Annotated in this window: 15 protein-coding genes; 4 read left to right on the top strand and 11 right to left on the bottom strand. The window is 70.5% G+C overall.

Translation table 11 applies throughout. The features are described 5' to 3' along the window. Positions 1-110 precede the first annotated feature (110 nt). Positions 111-683 (bottom strand): carboxymuconolactone decarboxylase family protein, encoded by a 573-nt coding sequence (locus ACX27O_RS02510; RefSeq protein ID WP_030334031.1) that lies wholly within the window; start codon positions 681-683, stop codon positions 111-113. An 82-nt stretch (positions 684-765) separates the two neighbouring features. On the opposite strand from ACX27O_RS02510, the gene ACX27O_RS02505 reads away from it, so the two are divergent. Together ACX27O_RS02505 and ACX27O_RS02500 are read left to right on the top strand one after the other, a co-directional pair. Further along, complete coding sequence (locus ACX27O_RS02505) at positions 766-1,242, top strand: MarR family winged helix-turn-helix transcriptional regulator (RefSeq protein ID WP_030334029.1); 477 nt, start codon at positions 766-768, stop codon at positions 1,240-1,242. A 263-nt stretch (positions 1,243-1,505) separates the two neighbouring features. Beyond that, entirely contained in the window at positions 1,506-2,867 is a 1,362-nt protein-coding gene (locus ACX27O_RS02500; RefSeq protein WP_400448068.1) for a COG1361 family protein, read from the top strand. Positions 2,868-2,993: 126 nt separating this feature from the next. On the opposite strand, the gene ACX27O_RS02495 is transcribed toward ACX27O_RS02500, so the two are convergent. Then, positions 2,994-3,176 (bottom strand): DUF397 domain-containing protein, encoded by a 183-nt coding sequence (locus ACX27O_RS02495; RefSeq protein ID WP_030334025.1) that lies wholly within the window; start codon positions 3,174-3,176, stop codon positions 2,994-2,996. Further along, positions 3,173-3,979, bottom strand: a complete 807-nt coding sequence (locus tag ACX27O_RS02490; RefSeq protein ID WP_030334023.1) for a helix-turn-helix domain-containing protein — start codon at positions 3,977-3,979, stop codon at positions 3,173-3,175. Before ACX27O_RS02490 ends, ACX27O_RS02495 begins: the two co-directional genes overlap by 4 nt. Before the next feature lie 337 nt (positions 3,980-4,316). On the opposite strand from ACX27O_RS02490, the gene ACX27O_RS02485 reads away from it, so the two are divergent. After that, positions 4,317-4,517 carry a hypothetical protein gene (locus tag ACX27O_RS02485; RefSeq protein WP_210865011.1) on the top strand — a complete coding sequence of 67 codons (201 nt, stop codon included), beginning with the start codon at positions 4,317-4,319 and terminating at the stop codon, positions 4,515-4,517. Positions 4,518-4,713: 196 nt separating this feature from the next. Here ACX27O_RS02485 and ccsB read toward each other — a convergent pair whose 3' ends face one another. Genes ccsB through hemL form a run of 6 tightly spaced genes read right to left on the bottom strand, consistent with a single transcriptional unit; the run spans position 4,714 to position 10,691 of the window. Beyond that, a complete protein-coding gene (gene ccsB / locus ACX27O_RS02480; protein WP_030334019.1) occupies positions 4,714-5,685 on the bottom strand; it encodes a c-type cytochrome biogenesis protein CcsB in 972 nt (323 codons plus the stop codon). Continuing rightward, positions 5,685-7,313, bottom strand: coding sequence for a cytochrome c biogenesis protein ResB (gene resB, locus ACX27O_RS02475; RefSeq protein WP_030334018.1), 1,629 nt, complete (start codon positions 7,311-7,313; stop codon positions 5,685-5,687). The genes ccsB and resB overlap by 1 nt, the downstream gene beginning before the upstream one ends. Next, positions 7,313-8,131 carry a cytochrome c biogenesis CcdA family protein gene (locus tag ACX27O_RS02470; protein ID WP_357637038.1) on the bottom strand — a complete coding sequence of 273 codons (819 nt, stop codon included), beginning with the start codon at positions 8,129-8,131 and terminating at the stop codon, positions 7,313-7,315. Before ACX27O_RS02470 ends, resB begins: the two co-directional genes overlap by 1 nt. After that, a complete protein-coding gene (locus ACX27O_RS02465; RefSeq protein WP_030334016.1) occupies positions 8,131-8,700 on the bottom strand; it encodes a TlpA family protein disulfide reductase in 570 nt (189 codons plus the stop codon). Before ACX27O_RS02465 ends, ACX27O_RS02470 begins: the two co-directional genes overlap by 1 nt. After that, the gene (locus tag ACX27O_RS02460; RefSeq protein WP_030334015.1) at positions 8,700-9,347 is read right to left on the bottom strand and encodes a histidine phosphatase family protein; all 648 of its coding nucleotides are present in this window, start codon (positions 9,345-9,347) and stop codon (positions 8,700-8,702) included. The genes ACX27O_RS02465 and ACX27O_RS02460 overlap by 1 nt, the downstream gene beginning before the upstream one ends. Before the next feature lie 6 nt (positions 9,348-9,353). Further along, positions 9,354-10,691, bottom strand: a complete 1,338-nt coding sequence (gene hemL / locus ACX27O_RS02455) for a glutamate-1-semialdehyde 2,1-aminomutase (RefSeq protein ID WP_210865013.1) — start codon at positions 10,689-10,691, stop codon at positions 9,354-9,356. 178 nt (positions 10,692-10,869) lie between these two features. Here hemL and ACX27O_RS02450 point away from each other — a divergent pair, with 178 nt between their 5' ends. Continuing rightward, complete coding sequence (locus tag ACX27O_RS02450) at positions 10,870-11,205, top strand: STAS domain-containing protein (protein WP_007454492.1); 336 nt, start codon at positions 10,870-10,872, stop codon at positions 11,203-11,205. Positions 11,206-11,218: 13 nt separating this feature from the next. Here the strand turns inward: ACX27O_RS02450 and ACX27O_RS02445 are convergent, their stop codons facing one another. Both ACX27O_RS02445 and ACX27O_RS02440 read right to left on the bottom strand, forming a co-directional pair. Then, positions 11,219-11,773, bottom strand: a complete 555-nt coding sequence (locus tag ACX27O_RS02445; RefSeq protein WP_030334012.1) for a response regulator — start codon at positions 11,771-11,773, stop codon at positions 11,219-11,221. Then, the gene (locus ACX27O_RS02440; RefSeq protein WP_357646081.1) at positions 11,770-16,137 is read right to left on the bottom strand and encodes a HAMP domain-containing protein; all 4,368 of its coding nucleotides are present in this window, start codon (positions 16,135-16,137) and stop codon (positions 11,770-11,772) included. The genes ACX27O_RS02445 and ACX27O_RS02440 overlap by 4 nt, the downstream gene beginning before the upstream one ends. Between the last annotated feature and the right edge of the window lie 256 nt (positions 16,138-16,393).

The raw sequence follows: 16,393 nt of genomic DNA, 5'->3' as shown, positions 1-16,393 counted from the left end.
CCACGGCGAGCCCGGCGCGGACGGCGCGGCGTGCCTAGATCCACTCGGCTTGCAGGAAGTCGGGGTGTCCTGCGCCTGGAGATAGGCCGACTTTCTGAAAGCTGAGTGGATCAAGACCCGGCGCATGTGCGGGCTGCCGGCGCCCAGGCGTGGGCGGCCAGCGGCGGGTCGAGCGGTGCCCGGGTGAGTCGGTTGGCGAAGGTGGACATGGTGTACGCGCCGACGCCGAGCACCACGTCCAGCGCGTGCCGGGGCTGGTATCCGGCGGTCAGGAAGTCGTCCAGCTCGTGGTCGGGCACCGCGCCCCGGTGGTCGAGCACGGCCAGCGTGAACCGGCGCAGCGCCTCCAGGCGCGGCTCGGGCAGCACCGAGCCGGCCCGCAGCGCGGCGATCAGCTCGGGAGTCGCGCCGAGCTGGGTGAGCTTGCCGGTGTGCAGGGCGACGCAGAAGTGGCATTCGTGACTGGTGGAGACCGTCAGGATGACCACCTCCCGGTCCAGCGGGGCGAGGTCGGTCTGCTCGAAGCCCGCGCTGGCGGCGAGGAAGCCGGTGAGCAACTGTGGCGAATCGGCCATCAGTGCCACCGGGGTGGGCAGCCAGCCGAACCGGCCGCTTACTCCCTCGATGGACCGGCGGGCGGCGGCGGGGGCGGTCTCAGCGGTGTGGGCGGTGAAGACGGACATGGTTACCTGCTTTCCAGGGCTTGGTTCGGGGACGGTACGATAGTCAACGTGGTTGACGAAATAGTAAACGTGGTTGTCGAACATGGCAACCCCTGATCCCGCGCGGCCCGGCTTCGCGCTACCGCTGTTGCTGCTGGCCGGCTTCCGGACGCTGATCGACGACCTGCACGCCGAACTGGCCCGGGAGGGGCATCCGGAGCTACGACCGCTGCACGGGTTCGTGCTCCAGGCCGTCGGTGCGGACGGCACCACCGCCACCGAGTTGGGCCAACGGCTGGGCATCTCCAAACAGGCGGCGGGCAAGACCGTCGACCGGCTGGTCGCCGTGGGATACCTGGAGCGGGCCGACGACCCCGCCGACGCCCGACGCCGGCTGGTGCGGGTCACGCCGCGCGGCGCCGACGGGCTACGCCGCTCGGCCGAGATCTTCGACCGGCTGCGGGCACAGTGGGCCGACACCCTCGGCCCTCAACGGGTCACCGCGATGGAGGACGACCTCACCACGATGGCCGCGGCCAACTGGTTCCGGCTCGACGTGCCCGGCTGGTTCGGCGGCTGATCGCCCGCAGCCGTGCGGGGCTGCCCGACAACCGGTGGGCGGGCGAACTGACCGAAGGCGTCCGCCCAGGTGGAGGGGCCGTTGCGGTGTTGCTGACCGGTGCTGCGGGCACCCGACCGTGTCCCGTTTCGACGGAGATCACGCCCCCGCTCGGCCGATCAGAAACTGTCACAGGCGATCCCTAAGATCATGGATGCCGGTCGGGTCCGGGGTGTTGCAGACCTGACGTCTTCCGATCGGCTCACCCCTCAGCAAGGAGATCAATGAGATCTGTGCGCGTTGCCCGTGGTCGGCTTCTGCGTGGCGTGACAGCGCTGCTCGTCGGCACCGCAGCAGTCGGTGTGGCGGCTGGCCCGGCTGCGGCCGAGGACGACCCCGGCTGGGTCAGCGGATGGCTTGATGACGTCACCGTCGGCGGCCCCGGCGCTCCCGGCCGCACGATGCCGCTGACCCTGACCAGCACCGGGGCCAGCCAGCCCCGGGTGACCATCGACCTGACCGGCCTGGCGGGCGTGGCCACCGCCGCCTTCCCCGACTTCTGCGTCACCGAGGGCACCTCGGTGACCTGCCCGATGCCGCCGACCGCCGTCGACGAGTTCGGCACGCTCACCGGCACCGTGCCGGTGGTGTTCCGGCCCGCGCCCGGCGCCCTCGACGGCGCGAGCGGCACCCTCGACTACACGCCGCTCGGCGAGCAGACCGAGGCGTACACCCAGCAGGCGACCGTCACCGTGCGATCCGGGCCCAACCTGCTCGACCTGGTCGACGAGACCGTGACCGGCGTGCAGGTGGGCGACACCCTTCCCGTCCCGGTGGCCGTGGTCAACGCCGGCGACCAGCCGGCCGTGGACCTGCGGCTCACCATGCGCTTCCCGGTGGGCCTGGTGCCGACCAGCTACCGCAACTGCCGGTACGGCACCAACCAGGTGCTCGCCACCGTGGTCGTCTGCACCGTGCGCGGCACGTTCGCGCCCGGCCAGCGGCACGAGCTGCGGGACGGGTTCGCGACCACTGTCGGCCCGGCGACCCTCGGCAGCAAGCGGATCACCCAGGCCGTGCAACCGCTGGCCAGCGCCGGCCCGCTCCCCAGTGGAGTGAAGCTCCGGAGCCGCGACGCCGACCAGGCGCTACGGCTACGCGCGGTGGGCGCACCGCTCGACGTGCTGCCGGCCGAGGCGACGCGGGCCGAAGGCCAGACCTACCTGCGGGGCGTGCACGGCGCCTTCGACATCGTCGCGAAGGGCGCGGCCGTCACCGGAGCCGTCGGTGACACCGTGCGGGTCACCGTGGGCCTGCGCAACAAGGGTCCGGGCGTGCCGGACGGCAGCCTCTCCGGCGAGGGCGTCGGAGCCTTCCTCTTCGTCCCGCCCGCCGGGGTCACCGTGCTCGCCGCCCCGTCCGACTGCTGGCTGAACGGCGACGAGGAAGAGCCCGAGACCGTCCCGGCAACCTGGTACTGCAACGGACCGGGGTCGGTCTTCCCGGCCGGCACGACTCACAAGGTCGGGTTCGACCTGCGGATCGACACCCTCTCCGGGGCCCCCGGCAAGGTTGAGCCGTTCCAGCGCTACCCCCGGGTGGACGACAACCCGAACAACGACGTCGCCCCCGTGACGGTGAGCTGAGCACCGCACCAGAACGACGCGGGCCGGTCACGGATGATCCGTGACCGGCCCGCATCGCGTAGCCAGGTCAGTGATGACCCGGCGGACGGTCGGCGGGTACGGCGGTCACGAGGATCCGGCGGATGGTCAGTGGGTGCGGGCCAGCTCGACGAAGGCCCGCCACGCGGCCGGGGTGAAGGTCAGCAGGCCGCCGTCGCGGTCCTTGGAATCGCGGACGTGCACCCGGCCGGGCAGGTTGTCGGCGACCTCGACACATGCGCCGGCGTCGTTGCCGCTCCGGGTGGACTTGTGCCAACGGGCTCCGGTCAGATCCATGGCTTCACGATCTCCTCGAGCAGGTCGATCGACTGCTGCCGGGGCAGCGCGTCACTGCGCAGACTCTCCCACCTTCCGAGTAGGGTCGCCACCTCGTTGATGTCGTCCACGGCAGTGCCACCGGTCTGGTTGTCGAGGAAGCCGAGCCAGCTGCCGTCGGCGGTGCGGCCGAGGATGAACGGCCCGAAGAGACCCGCGTGCAGCCCCACCCCCTGCGGCAGCACATGCACCCTGATGTGCGGACGGCGGGCGCACGCCACCAGGTGTCGGAGCTGCCCGGCCAGCACCCCGGCGCAGCCCTCCGCGAAACGCTGGAGCGCCGCCTCGTCAATCACGGCGGTGAGCTGCGGCGGGTGCTCCCGGTCGAGGATCGTCTGCCGCTCCAACCGGGCCGCCACCAACTCCTCGATGCGATCGGCGGTGAGGCCCAGGTCGAGCCGGAACACCGCCCGGGCGTAGTCGGCGGTCTGCAACAGCCCGGGAATCATCGTCGCGCCGAAGCAGCGCAGCTGGCTGGCGACCCGTTCGACCTCCAGCCAGGGGCGGAACCAGACCGGTTCGCCGTCGCGCCGGCCCAGCTCGCGCAGCGAGACCAGCAGGCCGCCGGTGTCGAGCACCTCGTCGGCCCGGGTCAGGTACGCCTCGTTGGGCGCCGCCTGCCCCAGCTCGACCGCCGACACCATCGACGGCGAGTAGTGCGCCCGTTTGCCGTACTCCTCCTGAGTCAGCCCAGCCGCAAGCCGGGACCGTCGAAGCTGCTCCCGGATCAGCGCCGCCGTGGACACCACTGAGGTCACTGCGTCCCACCTTCCGCCGCGAACGTTGGGTAACCGGACCCACCTGCGCACGGTAGCGATCCCTCAACACTGCGTCATCCCCTGACACTCATATCGGGGTGACGACCGTCTGACTCGACGGCAATCCAGGGCTCGACGGCAGTCCGGGGCTCGACGGCGGCCATCGCGTGATCCACTCGGGCTTCAGGAAAGTGCGGTATCCCCGGCGGCAGGACGCCCCGACCTCATGAAAGTCGAGTGGATCAACGGCGACCGGGGGGCTGGACATCCGTCAAGACCGGCGGGGACATCTCACCGTGCCTGGCCGAACGGCGGGACGCGGGAGCAGAGTGGATCCATGTCGGATGCGTACGTCGTCGGCGACCCGGACGGGTTCTCGCCCCTCCAGGTCGAGCTTCGCGACGCCATCGCCCGGGAGCTGCACGCCCAACTGGCGTTGCGCGGCGAGCGGATCGAGCTGGCCGACCTACCCGAGGTGTCCTACCAGGTGACGATCCAGGTCGAGCGGACCATCCGGGCCTCGCTACCCACCCGGTAGACGCGCGGTCCCGACAAGGCCCCGGATGGCCGACCACCCGAGCAACGCGACCTGACCCCGGCGACCGGGACCGGGACCGGCGACCGTGGGCGGGACCGGCGACCGGAACCGGGTCCGGCGACCGCGAGCGGGGCCGGTGGAACGACGCGGGCCGGTCACGGATGTTCCGTGACCGGCCCGCACCGCGTTGCGGCTGTCAGTCAAGCCCGCCGTAGGAGTGCAGGCCGGTGAAGAAGATGTTCACGCCGAAGAGGTTCATCAGCACGGTGAGGAAGCCGAGCACCGCGATCCAGGTGGCCACGTTGCGCTTCACGCTGGGCGTGGCGCGGGCGTGCAGGTAGCCGGCGTACACCACCCAGGAGATGAACGCCCAGGTCTCCTTCGGGTCCCAACCCCACGGCCGGCCCCAGGCCGCCTCGGCCCAGATGGCCCCGGCGATCACCGCGAAGGTGAAGATCGGAAACGCGAAGGCGTGCAGCGTGAAGGTCAGCCGCTCCAGGCCGGCCGCGCCGGGCAGCCGCTTGGCCAGGGTGTACGGGAAGCTCCGCTTGCCCTGCTCGTACCCGCTGCGCATCAGGAAACCGACCGCCGGCACCACACCGAACAGGAAGATGCCGGACGCGAAGACGATCGTCGAGACGTGGATGACGAACCAGTACGAGTTCAGCGCCGGCACCAGCGGCACGATCGGCACGTACAGCACCAGCTCGGCGGTGGCGACCAGCAGCACCATCACCAGGGTGAGGAAGAGCCCGAGCTTGCGCAGCGACGGCCGCTTCCAGAGCACCACCAGCCAGGCGGCGACCCCGATGAACGTCACAGTGAGCACGAACTCGTACATGTTGCCCCAGGGCATCCGGTCGGCGGCGAGCCCCCGGGTGACCAGCGCGGCCAGGTGCAGCGCGGCGGCGACAGCGGTGGCACCCACCCCGACCAGGCCCGCGAGCCGGGCCTGCCGGGCGGAACGGTCGGCCGGGGGCGACGACGGGACCGGCGCGGGCGGCGTCGGGAGGACACCACCGCCGGCACCGACCAACTCGCGCACCGGAGCCGCCGTGGCGACCCGGGTACGGGCGTTGCCCAGCGCGTACTCGACGGCATGGCCGATCATCGCGACCAGGTAGGCCAGGATCGCGAAGGTCACCAGATTGTCGGAGAGTGCGGACATCACTCGGCTCCTTCTCGCACGCCGGCCCGTTCGGCCGCTGGGTCAGCATCACCCTTGACCGCAGCGATGAGCTGGGTGAACTCGTCGGCGAACCCCGGATAGTCGGTACGCGGCAACCCGCCGACCTCCACCAAGCTACTACCGCTCGTCGGAGATCCTTCCCCGGGGTCGGCCGGCACCACCCGGAAGAACACCCGGCGGCGCTTGCCGAACAGCGAACCCATCAGCCCGACCAGCAGGACACCGCAGCTGACCAGCAGCATCGTCGAACCGGGGTCGTGCCGGATGGAGAGGGTGACGTACCGCTCGGTGCCCAGGAACTCGACTGTCGTGCCGTCGTCCAGCGTCCACTTCTCGCCCTTGCGGAGCAGTTTGGTGCCGACCTCCTTGACCTTCCCGGTCCGCACCTGCCGCTGATCGAGTTCGTAGACCGAGCCGGGGATGCCGGCGTCCAGGCCGAGGTTGCCCCGGTAGGCGACCAGGTTCAGCGCCGGGTTGCGCTCGGTCGGGTACTGCGAGCGGACGAACGGCGCCTGCTCGGGTGCCGTGGGCAGGTAGATGCCGGTGAACGCCATCTGCTGGTCCGGTGCCCGCTGGCCGGTCGCCGGGTCGACGTTGGCGTCCGGGAAGGCGGCCAACCCTTCGCTGGTCAGGCCCATGTCACCGGTGGTCAGGAACGGCTCGTCACTGATCTGGCTGTTGCCGAACCGGTCGGTGTAGCGGATCACCGGGGCGTACCCGTGGCCGAGCAGGTAGACGTTCGCGTCGTTCAACCGCAGCGGCGAGTTCACCGAGAAGTCGGCGCTGCGGGTCGGCTCGTCCGGGCCGTCAACCGTCACCGTGGCGTTGAAGAACTCCGGCTGACCGCTGTCCAGGAAGCGGGCCTGGAAGTCGTCCAGCCGCAGACAGAAGCGGGGCAGGTCGGCGCTGTCCACCCGGGGGCCGAGCTTCGCTTCGGCGTACTGCTGGCGGGTGTTGCAGAACGCGTTGTCCGCGCCGGCCACCAGCAGCCGGTTGCCGCTCCAGCCGTACCAGGAGCCCAGCGCCACGCCGATCAGCACCGCGATCAGCGAGGTGTGGAACAGCAGGTTGCCGGTCTCCTTGAGGTAGCCCTTCTCGGCGGAGACCTCGTCGCCGCGCACCTCGACGCGCCAGCGGCGCTTGCGCAGCACCTCGGCGATCGCCGCCGTGCCACCGGGCGGGGCGGGCAGCACTGTGTGCTGCGGCAGCCGGGCCATCCGCTTCGGCGCGGCCGGCGGCCGGGACCGCAGGGCGCGGATGTGGTCCCGCAGGCGGGGCGTGATGCAGCCGATCAGGGAGGTGAACAGCAGCAGGTAGATCGCGGAGAACCAGACCGAGCCGAAGACCTCGAACGCGCCGATCCGGTTCAGCCGGGGAGCCCAGTCGGGGTGGTCGACGAAGTACTGGTTGACCTTCTCCGGGCTGATCCCGCGCTGCGGCAGCACCGAGCCGGGGATGGCGGCGATCGCGAGCAGGAAGAGCAGGATCAGGGCCGTACGCATGCTGGTCAGCTGCCGCCACGAGTTGCGCAGCAGGGCCAGCAGCCGGTTCGGCCGGCGGCGCGGCGCGGGCGCCACGGTCTCCGGTCGGTCGTCGACGACCGTCATCAGATGCTCACCTCGCCCACCCCGACGGTGGTCTGCAACCAGATCACGAAGCTCTGCCATCCGCCGGTGACCAGGGCCAGGCCGATCAGGATGAGCAGGGCGCCGCCGACCCGGGTGACCCAGCGGCTGTTGCGCCGGACGGCGCGGAAGACCCCGAGCAGACGTTCGAAGCCCAGCCCGAAGACGATGAACGGTATCCCCAACCCGAGGCAGTACGCCACGGCGAGCACCACCGCGCGGTCGCTCTGCCCGCTGGTGGCGGCCATGCCCATCACCGCGCCGAGGGTGGGGCCGGTGCAGGGCACCCAGCTCAGCGCGAAGACCGCACCGAAGACCGGTGCGCCGAGCAGGCCGGCCGACGGCAGCCGGGAGATCCGGAACTCGCGTTGCAGCGCCGGGATCATCCCGAGGTAGCCCAGGCCGAGCACGATGATCAGCGCGCCGACGAGGATCTCCAGCTGCCGCTCGTACTCGAAGAAGACCCGGCCGATGCCGGCGAACAGGATCGCGGTGGCGACGAAGACGACGGTGAAGCCGGCGATGAACAGCAGCGTCCCGGCGAGCACCCGGCCCTTGACCGCGCCGACCCGCGCGACCCGTTCCTTGACGGCGACACCCCCGCCGGTCGGCGCCGGGTCCGCCGCCGGTCGGCGGCCCTCCAGGTCGGCACCGGCCAGGCCGGTCACGTACGACAGGTAGCCGGGGACGAGCGGAAGCACACACGGGGACAGGAAGCTGACCAGACCGGCGAGCGCCGCCGCGGCCATGGCGAGCAGCAGCGGCCCGTCCAGCGCGAGTTGCCGGAACGTCTCGCCCATCAGTTCGGCGCCGGCTTCTCGGCGGCGATCCGTTCGACGATCGGTTGCAGGCCCTCCTGCTTGACGGCGGCCCGGATCACCGCGGCGATCCGGCCGTCCCGGTCGAGCACCACCGTCGCCGGGACGGTGTTCGGCGGGATGTCCAGGTCGAGCGCCAACCGGCTGGACGGGTCGAAGAGGCTCGGGTAGGTGACCCGCCCCTTCTCGAACGCCTTGGCCTTGTCCCGCGAGTCCTGGACGTTGACGCCGAGGAAGTCCACCCCGGAACCCTTGGTGGCCTGGTAGACGGCTTCCAGGTCGTCGGCCTCGGCGCGGCACGGCGCGCACCAGGAACCCCAGAAGTTGACCACCACCACCTGCCCGCGAGCGTCGCTGACGTCATAGCTGCCACCGAGAAGCAGCTCACCGGCGAGCTTCGGGGGCGCGGAGCGCTGGTCCGGTGCGCACTCGAAGATCCCGTCGGTGGTGGTGGTGCAGGTCTTCTCCTGCGCCTTCGACGACGTGCAGCCGACCAGCGCCACCGCGGCGACGCTGGCGAGCAGACCCGCGGTCCACCTCCGGGCGTTCATCAGGCCCCCTTGGCCGTCCGGGCGGTCGCGGAGAGAGCGATCAGGTGCGCGGCCGGCTCGCTGTAGCCGATGCCCACCACCTTCGCGCCGTCGAAGTGGAACGAGGTGAGACTCGCCAGCCCGCACTGCCGCTTACGCGGGTCGTGCCAGAGCCGCTTGCGCTCGACGTAACGGCGCAGCGTCCAGATCGGGAGCTGGTGCGACACCAGCACCGCCTCGCGGCCCTCGGCGGCGACCCGGGCGGCGTGCACGGCGGCGAACATCCGCTCGGCGATCACCCGGTACGCCTCACCCCAGGACGGGGTCACCGGGTCGCGCAACACCCACCAGTTACGCGGGTCGCGGAACGACCCGTCACCCGGGGAGACCTTCTTGCCCTCGAACCAGTTGGCGCTCTCGATCAGCCGCTCGTCCACCCCGACCGGCAGCCCGAACTGGGCGGCGATCGGCTCGGCGGTCTGCTGGGCGCGTTCCAGCGGGCTGGCCACCACGTGCACGATCTCCCGCTCGGCCAGGCCCTGCGCGGCGGCCTTGGCCATCTGCACGCCCAGCTCGGAGAGGCGGAAACCGGGCAGCCGGCCGTAGAGGATCTGGTCGGGGTTGTGCACCTCGCCGTGCCGGAGCACGTGAACCACCGTCTTACTCACCGTTGACTACCCCCCGTGACCGGCCGCTGCCGCCGCGTTCGCCGCCGTCGGCAGCGCGTCGGCGATGTGCTCCAGAGCGGCGTCGTCGATCGCCGCCGACACGAACCACGATTCGAACGCGCTGGGCGGCAGGTAGACCCCGGCGGCGAGCATCGCGTGGAAGAACGCCTTGAACGCCGGCACCTGCTGGGTGCGCGCGCTGTCGTAGTCGACCACGTCGGCGTCGGTGAAGAAGATCGAGAACATGCTGCCCGCGTACGACAGGCGGTGCGCGACCCCGGCGGCGGCCAACGCGTCGGACGCCAGCTTGCCCACGACGGTCGCCGTCTCGTCGAGGCGCTGGTACAGCGCGTCGTCGGCGAGCCGCAGGGTGGCCAGACCGGCGGCGCAGGCCAACGGGTTACCGGACAGGGTGCCGGCCTGGTAGACCGGGCCGGCCGGCGCGAGCCGCGCCATGATGTCCGCCCGCCCGCCGAACGCCGCGGCCGGCAGGCCACCACCCATGACCTTGCCGTACGTCCACAGGTCGGCGTCGGACGCGTCGAGGCCGTGCCACCCGGCGCGGGAGACCCGGAACCCCGTCATCACCTCGTCCACCACGAGCAGGGCGCCGTGGGCGTGCGCGATCCGGGCGAGCTGCTGGTTGAAGCCGTCGCGGGGGGCCACCACGCCCATGTTGCCGGCGGCGGCCTCGGTGATCACCGCGGCGATGTGCTGGCCCTCGGCGGCGAACGCCTCCTCGACGGCCCGGATGTCGTTGTACGGCAGCACGATCGTCTCGCTGGCCGCCGCGCCGGTCACGCCGGGCGAGTCGGGCAGGCCCAGCGTGGCCACGCCGGAGCCGGCGGCGGCGAGCAGGGCGTCGACGTGACCGTGGTAGCAGCCGGCGAACTTGACGATCTTCGAGCGGCCGGTGAAGCCGCGCGCCAGCCGGATCGCCGACATGGTCGCCTCGGTGCCGGAGTTGACCAGACGGACCTGCTCGACCGGGGTGCGGGCGACGATCTCGGCCGCCAACTCCACCTCACCGGGAGTGGGCGTGCCGAAGCTGGTGCCCCGGGCCGCGGCGGCCTGGACGGCTTCCACCACCTCCGGGTGGGCGTGCCCGAGGATCAGCGGACCCCACGAGCAGACCAGGTCGACGTAGCGGCGACCGTCGGCGTCGTACAGCCACGGGCCCTCACCACGGACCATGAAGCGGGGGGTGCCGCCAACCGCCTGGAAGGCGCGAACAGGGGAGTTGACCCCGCCCGGCACGATGGCGCGGGCGCGGTCGAACAGGGCCTCGGAGGCCGGCGCGTCGGCTGGGTAGCGGCCTGGTCCGGCGGGAAAGATGTCGGTCACGATGCGGTCATTGTGACAGCGCCAGACGGCCCACCAGCAGCCACCCCGTTGTCGGGTTACCCGGCTCACCCATGACCCGCGCCCCTCGGCAGCGCCGAGAAGGGGACCCTCGTGGCCTCGACGACCATGCTCACGGCCTCGACAGGCCAGGTCGGTCGGATCGCGCTAGGCTGATCGGGTGGATCGTGCCGAACTGTCCATCACGCTACACCGGACGGGCGACGAAGCAGTGCTGCGCCTGGCCGGTGAGATCGACATGCTCACGGCGGCGCAGCTCTCCACCGTCGTCAACGAGGTGCTGGCCGACCCACCTCCGCGGATCGTGCTCGATCTCGGTGGTGTCACCTTCTGCGACTCGCAGGGTCTGGGCACCCTCGTCGTGCTCAGCCGCAAGGCCAGCCACGCGCAGAGCCTGCTGATGCTGACCCACGTGGGTGACTTCCTGATCCGCGTACTGGACATCACCGGCCTGCGCAGCGCCCTGATGATCCGCAACGACCAGCCCACCGGCTGAGCCGCCCGCCGCCTCAGGCGGTGTTGCCCCAGCGGGCCTGTTCGAGCAGCCGCACCGCCCGGTCGCGGACCTCCGGGTCGTCCGAGCGGAGCAGGGCCGTCGCCTCGTCGACGGCGTCGGTGAGCCGCCGCCACTGCGTGTCGCGCTCCCGGACCAGGTCCGACTGGGTGGCCAGCTGCCGGGTCTTCACCCACAGCTCGACGAAGACCGACACCTTGGCCCGCAGCACCCACGGGTCGAACGGCTTGGTGAGATAGTCCACCGCACCCACCTGGTAACCCCGCAGAGCGAGCTGGGCGTCCCGGTCGGCGGCGGTGAGGAAGATGATCGGCACGTGTCGGGTCCGTTCGCGGCGCTTGATGTGGCTCGCCGTCTCGAAGCCGTCCATGTCCGGCATCTGCGCGTCCAACAGGATGACCGCGAAGTCGTCCACCAGCAGCTGCTTGAGCGCCGCCTCGCCGCTCTCCACCGCCACGGACTGGACCGGCAGCCCCTGGAGGATCGCCTCCAGGGCCGTCAGATTCTGCCGCCGGTCGTCCACGAGCAGCGCTTTGGCCATCTGGGTCACGAAGTCTCCTCGGTGCGGCTGCCGTTGATCCAGGACGACATCAGCTCGATCAGGTCGTCCAGGTCGACCGGCTTGGTGATGTAGTCGCTGCCCCCGGCAGCGAGCGCCGACTCACGGTCGCCGGGCATCGCCTTCGCGGTCAGGAAGACCACCGGAAGGTCCGCGAACCGGTGGTTGCGGCGAATCTGACGGGTGGTCTCGTAACCGTCCTGGTCAGGCATCATGGCGTCCATCAGCACGATGTCCACCTCCGGGTGCTCGGCCAGCAGGCGGACACCGTCCGCCCCGTTGTCCGAGTACAGCACGGTCATCCCGTGCAGCTCCAACGCACTGGTCAGGGCGAAGACGTTGCGGACGTCGTCGTCAACGATCAGCACGGTGGCGCCGTCCAGTTGCCGGGTGGCCGGTGCCTCCGGCCGATCCGGCAACAGCTCCAGCGGCGGCATCAGCAGCGACGACGGCAGGCCGGCCCGCTGCGGGGACGGGGTCTGCGGCGCGACCACGGCGTCCGGGGCCAGCACCTGCGGCACGAACAGGGTGAACGTCGACCCCTGACCGGGCGCGGACGAGACGGTGATGGTGCCGCCGATCAGTCGGGCCAGATCGCGGCTGATCGACAGACCCAGGCCGGTGCCGCCGTACCGGCGACTTGTCGTGCCGTCGGCCTGCTGGAACGCCTCGAAGATGATCGACAACTTGTCGTCGGAGATGCCGATCCCGGTGTCGATCACGGTGAACGCGATCACCTGCTGGGCGTTCGTCAGCGCCGGGACGTCGAAGACCGCGTTCTCCGCGGCCGGGGCGATCCGCAGCGTCACCGCACCGTTGTCGGTGAACTTCACCGCGTTGGAGAGCAGGTTGCGCAGGATCTGCTGCAACCGCTGCGGGTCGGTCACCAACGCCGGCGGCAGATCCTTGCTCACCCGTACCTGGAAGTCCAGGTTCTTCTCCTCGGCCTGCGGCGCGAACGCCTGCTCGACGTAGCCGCGCAGCTCGGTGAAGCGGATCTCGGTCGGCTCGACGTCCATCCGACCCGCCTCGATCTTCGACAGGTCGAGGATGTCGTCGATCAGACGGAGCAGGTCGGAGCCGGACCCGTGGATGGTCCGGGCGAACTCGATCTGCTTCGGGCTGAGGTTCTGCTCCGAGTTCTCGGCCAGCAGACGGGCCAGCAGCAGCAACGAGTTCAGCGGGGTCCGCAGCTCGTGGCTCATGTTGGCCAGGAACTCCGACTTGTACGCCGACGCCCGGGTCAGCTGCTGCGCCTTCTCCTCCAGGCCCAGCCGGGCCAGCTCGATCTCCCGGTTCTTCGTCTCGATGTTGCCCTTCTGCTCGGACAGCAGCGTGGCCTTCTCCTCCAGCTCGGCGTTGGTGCGCTGCAACTCCGCCGACTGCTCCTGCATCTCGTGCGCCAGCCGCTGCGACTGGGCCAGCAGTTCCTCCGTACGCCGGTTGGCCTGGATGGTGTTGACGGCGATGCCGATGGTGAGCACCAGCCGCTCCAGGAACGACAGGTGCAGCTCGGAGAAGGCCGACACGCTGGCGAACTCGATCACCCCGAGCAGCTCACCCTCGAACAGGACGGGCAGCACCACCAGATCGGTCGGGGGCGTCTCGGCCAGGCCGGAGCGCAGGGTGAGGCGACTGTTCGGCGGGGCGCTGACCCGGATCGTGCGACGGGAGAGCGCCGTCTGACCGACCAGCCCTTCACCCGGCCCGAAGGTGACGTCGTGCCCGCGCGCCACGTACCCGTACGAGGAGGTCAGCCGCAGCCGCATGCTGCCGTCGGCGTCGTCGGCCAGGAAGAAGGCACCGAGCTGGGCGTCGACCAGCGGGGTCACCTCCGTCATGATCATGCGGCAGACCTCACCGAGGTCGCGCTGGCCCTGCAACAGGCCGCCGATCCGGGCGAGGTTGGAGTCCAGCCAGCCCTGCTCGGCGTTCTTCTTGGTCGTCTCCCGGAGGGTGACGATCATCTGGTTGATGTTGTCCTTCAGCTCGGCGACCTCGCCCTGCGCCTTGACCGCGATCCGCTGGGTCAGGTCGCCGCGGGTCACCGACGTGGACACCTGGGCGATGGCGCGCAACTGCGTGGTCAGCGTCGAGGCGAGCTGGTTGACGTTCTCGGTGAGGTCCCGCCAGGTGCCGGAAACCCCCTTCACCTGCGCCTGCCCGCCGAGCTTGCCCTCGATACCGACCTCGCGGGCAACCCGGGTCACCTCGTCGGCGAACGACGACAGCTGGTCGACCATGGTGTTGACAGTCGACTTCAGCTCCAGGATCTCGCCCTGGGCGTCCACCGTGATCTTCTGCGACAGGTCACCCTTCGCCACGGCGGTCGTCACCGACGCGATGTTGCGGACCTGGCTGGTCAGGTTCGACGCCATCGAGTTGACGTTGTCAGTCAGATCCCGCCAGGTGCCGGAGACGCCCTTCACCTGCGCCTGACCACCGAGCTTGCCCTCGGTGCCCACCTCACGGGCAACCCGGGTCACCTCGTCGGCGAACGACGACAACTGGTCCACCATCGTGTTGACAGTCGACTTCAGCTCCAGGATCTCGCCCCGCGCGTCCACCGTGATCTTCTGCGACAGGTCACCCTTCGCCACCGCCGTGGAGACCTGCGCGATGTTGCGCACCTGGGCGGTCAGGTTCGACGCCATCGAGTTGACGTTGTCGGTCAGATCCCGCCAGGTGCCGGCGACCCCGCGTACCTGCGCCTGGCCGCCCAGCTTGCCCTCGGTGCCCACCTCACGCGCGACCCGGGTCACCTCGTCGGCGAACGACGACAACTGATCCACCATCGTGTTGACAGTCGACTTCAGCTCCAGGATCTCGCCCCGCGCGTCCACCGTGATCTTCTGCGACAGGTCACCCTTCGCCACGGCGGTCGTCACCGACGCGATGTTGCGGACCTGGCTGGTCAGGTTCGACGCCATCGAGTTGACGTTGTCAGTCAGATCCCGCCAGGTGCCGGAAACGCCCTTCACCTGCGCCTGACCACCCAGGTTGCCCTCGGTGCCCACCTCACGCGCGACCCGGGTCACCTCGTCGGCGAACGACGACAACTGGTCGACCATCGTGTTGACGGTGTTCTTCAGCTCCAGGATCTCGCCCTGGGCGTCCACCGTGATCTTCTGCGACAGGTCACCCTTGGCCACGGCCGTGGAGACCTGGGAGATGTTGCGGACCTGGCTGGTCAGGTTGCCGGCCAGCTGGTTGACGTTCTCGGTGAGGTCACGCCAGGTGCCGGAGACGCCGCGTACCTGGGCCTGGCCGCCCAGCTTGCCCTCGATGCCCACCTCACGCGCGACCCGGGTCACCTCGTCGGCGAACGACGACAACTGGTCCACCATCGTGTTGACGGTGTCCTTCAGCTCCAGGATCTCGCCCTGCGCCGCCACGGTGATCTTCTGCGACAGGTCACCGCGCGCCACCGCGGTGGAGACCTGCGCGATGTTACGGACCTGGGCGGTCAGGTTCGACGCCATCGAGTTGACGCTGTCGGTCAGGTCCTTCCAGGTGCCCGCCACGTTCGGCACCTCGGCCTGGCCACCCAACTTGCCCTCGGTGCCCACCTCACGGGCCACCCGGGTCACCTGCTCGGCGAAGAGCCGCAGGGTGTCGGTGAGGTAGTTCATCGTGGCGGCCAGCTCGGCGACCTCACCCCGCGCGCCGACAGTGATCTTCTGCGACAGGTCACCCTTCGCCACCGCCGTCGCCACCTGCGAGATCGACCGCACCTGGCCGGTCAGGTTCGACGCCATGGTGTTGACCGAGTCGGTGAGGTCCTTCCAGGTGCCGGCGACGCCCCGCACGTCGGCCTGGCCGCCCAGCTTGCCCTCGGTGCCCACCTCACGGGCCACCCGGGTCACCTCGTCGGCGAACGACGACAACTGGTCCACCATCGTGTTCACCGTGCGCCCGATGCGCAGGTACTCACCGCGCAGCGGCCGACCGTCGATCTCCAACGCCATGTGCTGGGACAGGTCACCGTCGGCCACCGCCACGATCACCCGGGCGATCTCGGTGGTGGGTCGACCCAGGTCGTCGATCAGCGAGTTGATCGCCCGCTGCCCCTCCGCCCAGGAGCCGTCCAGCCCCTCGTCGTCGAGCCGCTCGGTGAGCCGGCCGTCGCGGCCGACGATCCGGCTGATCCGCCGCAGGTCCAGGTACTGCCGTTCCTGGAGCGAGACCACCTCGTTGAAGGCGTCCGCCACCTCGCCCGCCTTGCCGGCGCGGCGGGGAAGCCGGACCTTCAGGTCGCCGCGACCGATCCGTCGCAGGGCCTCGGTCAACTCGCCGAGGAGCGCCTCGTGGTCGGGCGCGGACGGATCCGCGAACGACTGCTTCGCCGTGGTCATCATTCCTCGCTCAACTTGGGGGCGCCGGTCCGTGCGGACACGCCGGCACCCCATATTGTGCCCGCGCACGCCGTGGTGCCAGGGTGCGCGACCCGCCAGATCGCATCGATCGCCCCGCCGAGCCGCCCGATCGGCGCCGAGCCGGCACGGCGCGCCGCAAACCTCGCCCGGCGCCCGCGCCGGCCCTTTCGACGCGTCAGCGGCGTGCCCCGCCGCAGGTGGGACTGACCGACGCGACAGTCCCGATTGATGATCC

Source organism: Micromonospora sp. SD19, assembly GCF_054462275.1.
The sequence above is the reverse complement of the archived record's forward strand: the minus strand, read 5'-3'. Positions and strand labels throughout refer to the sequence as shown.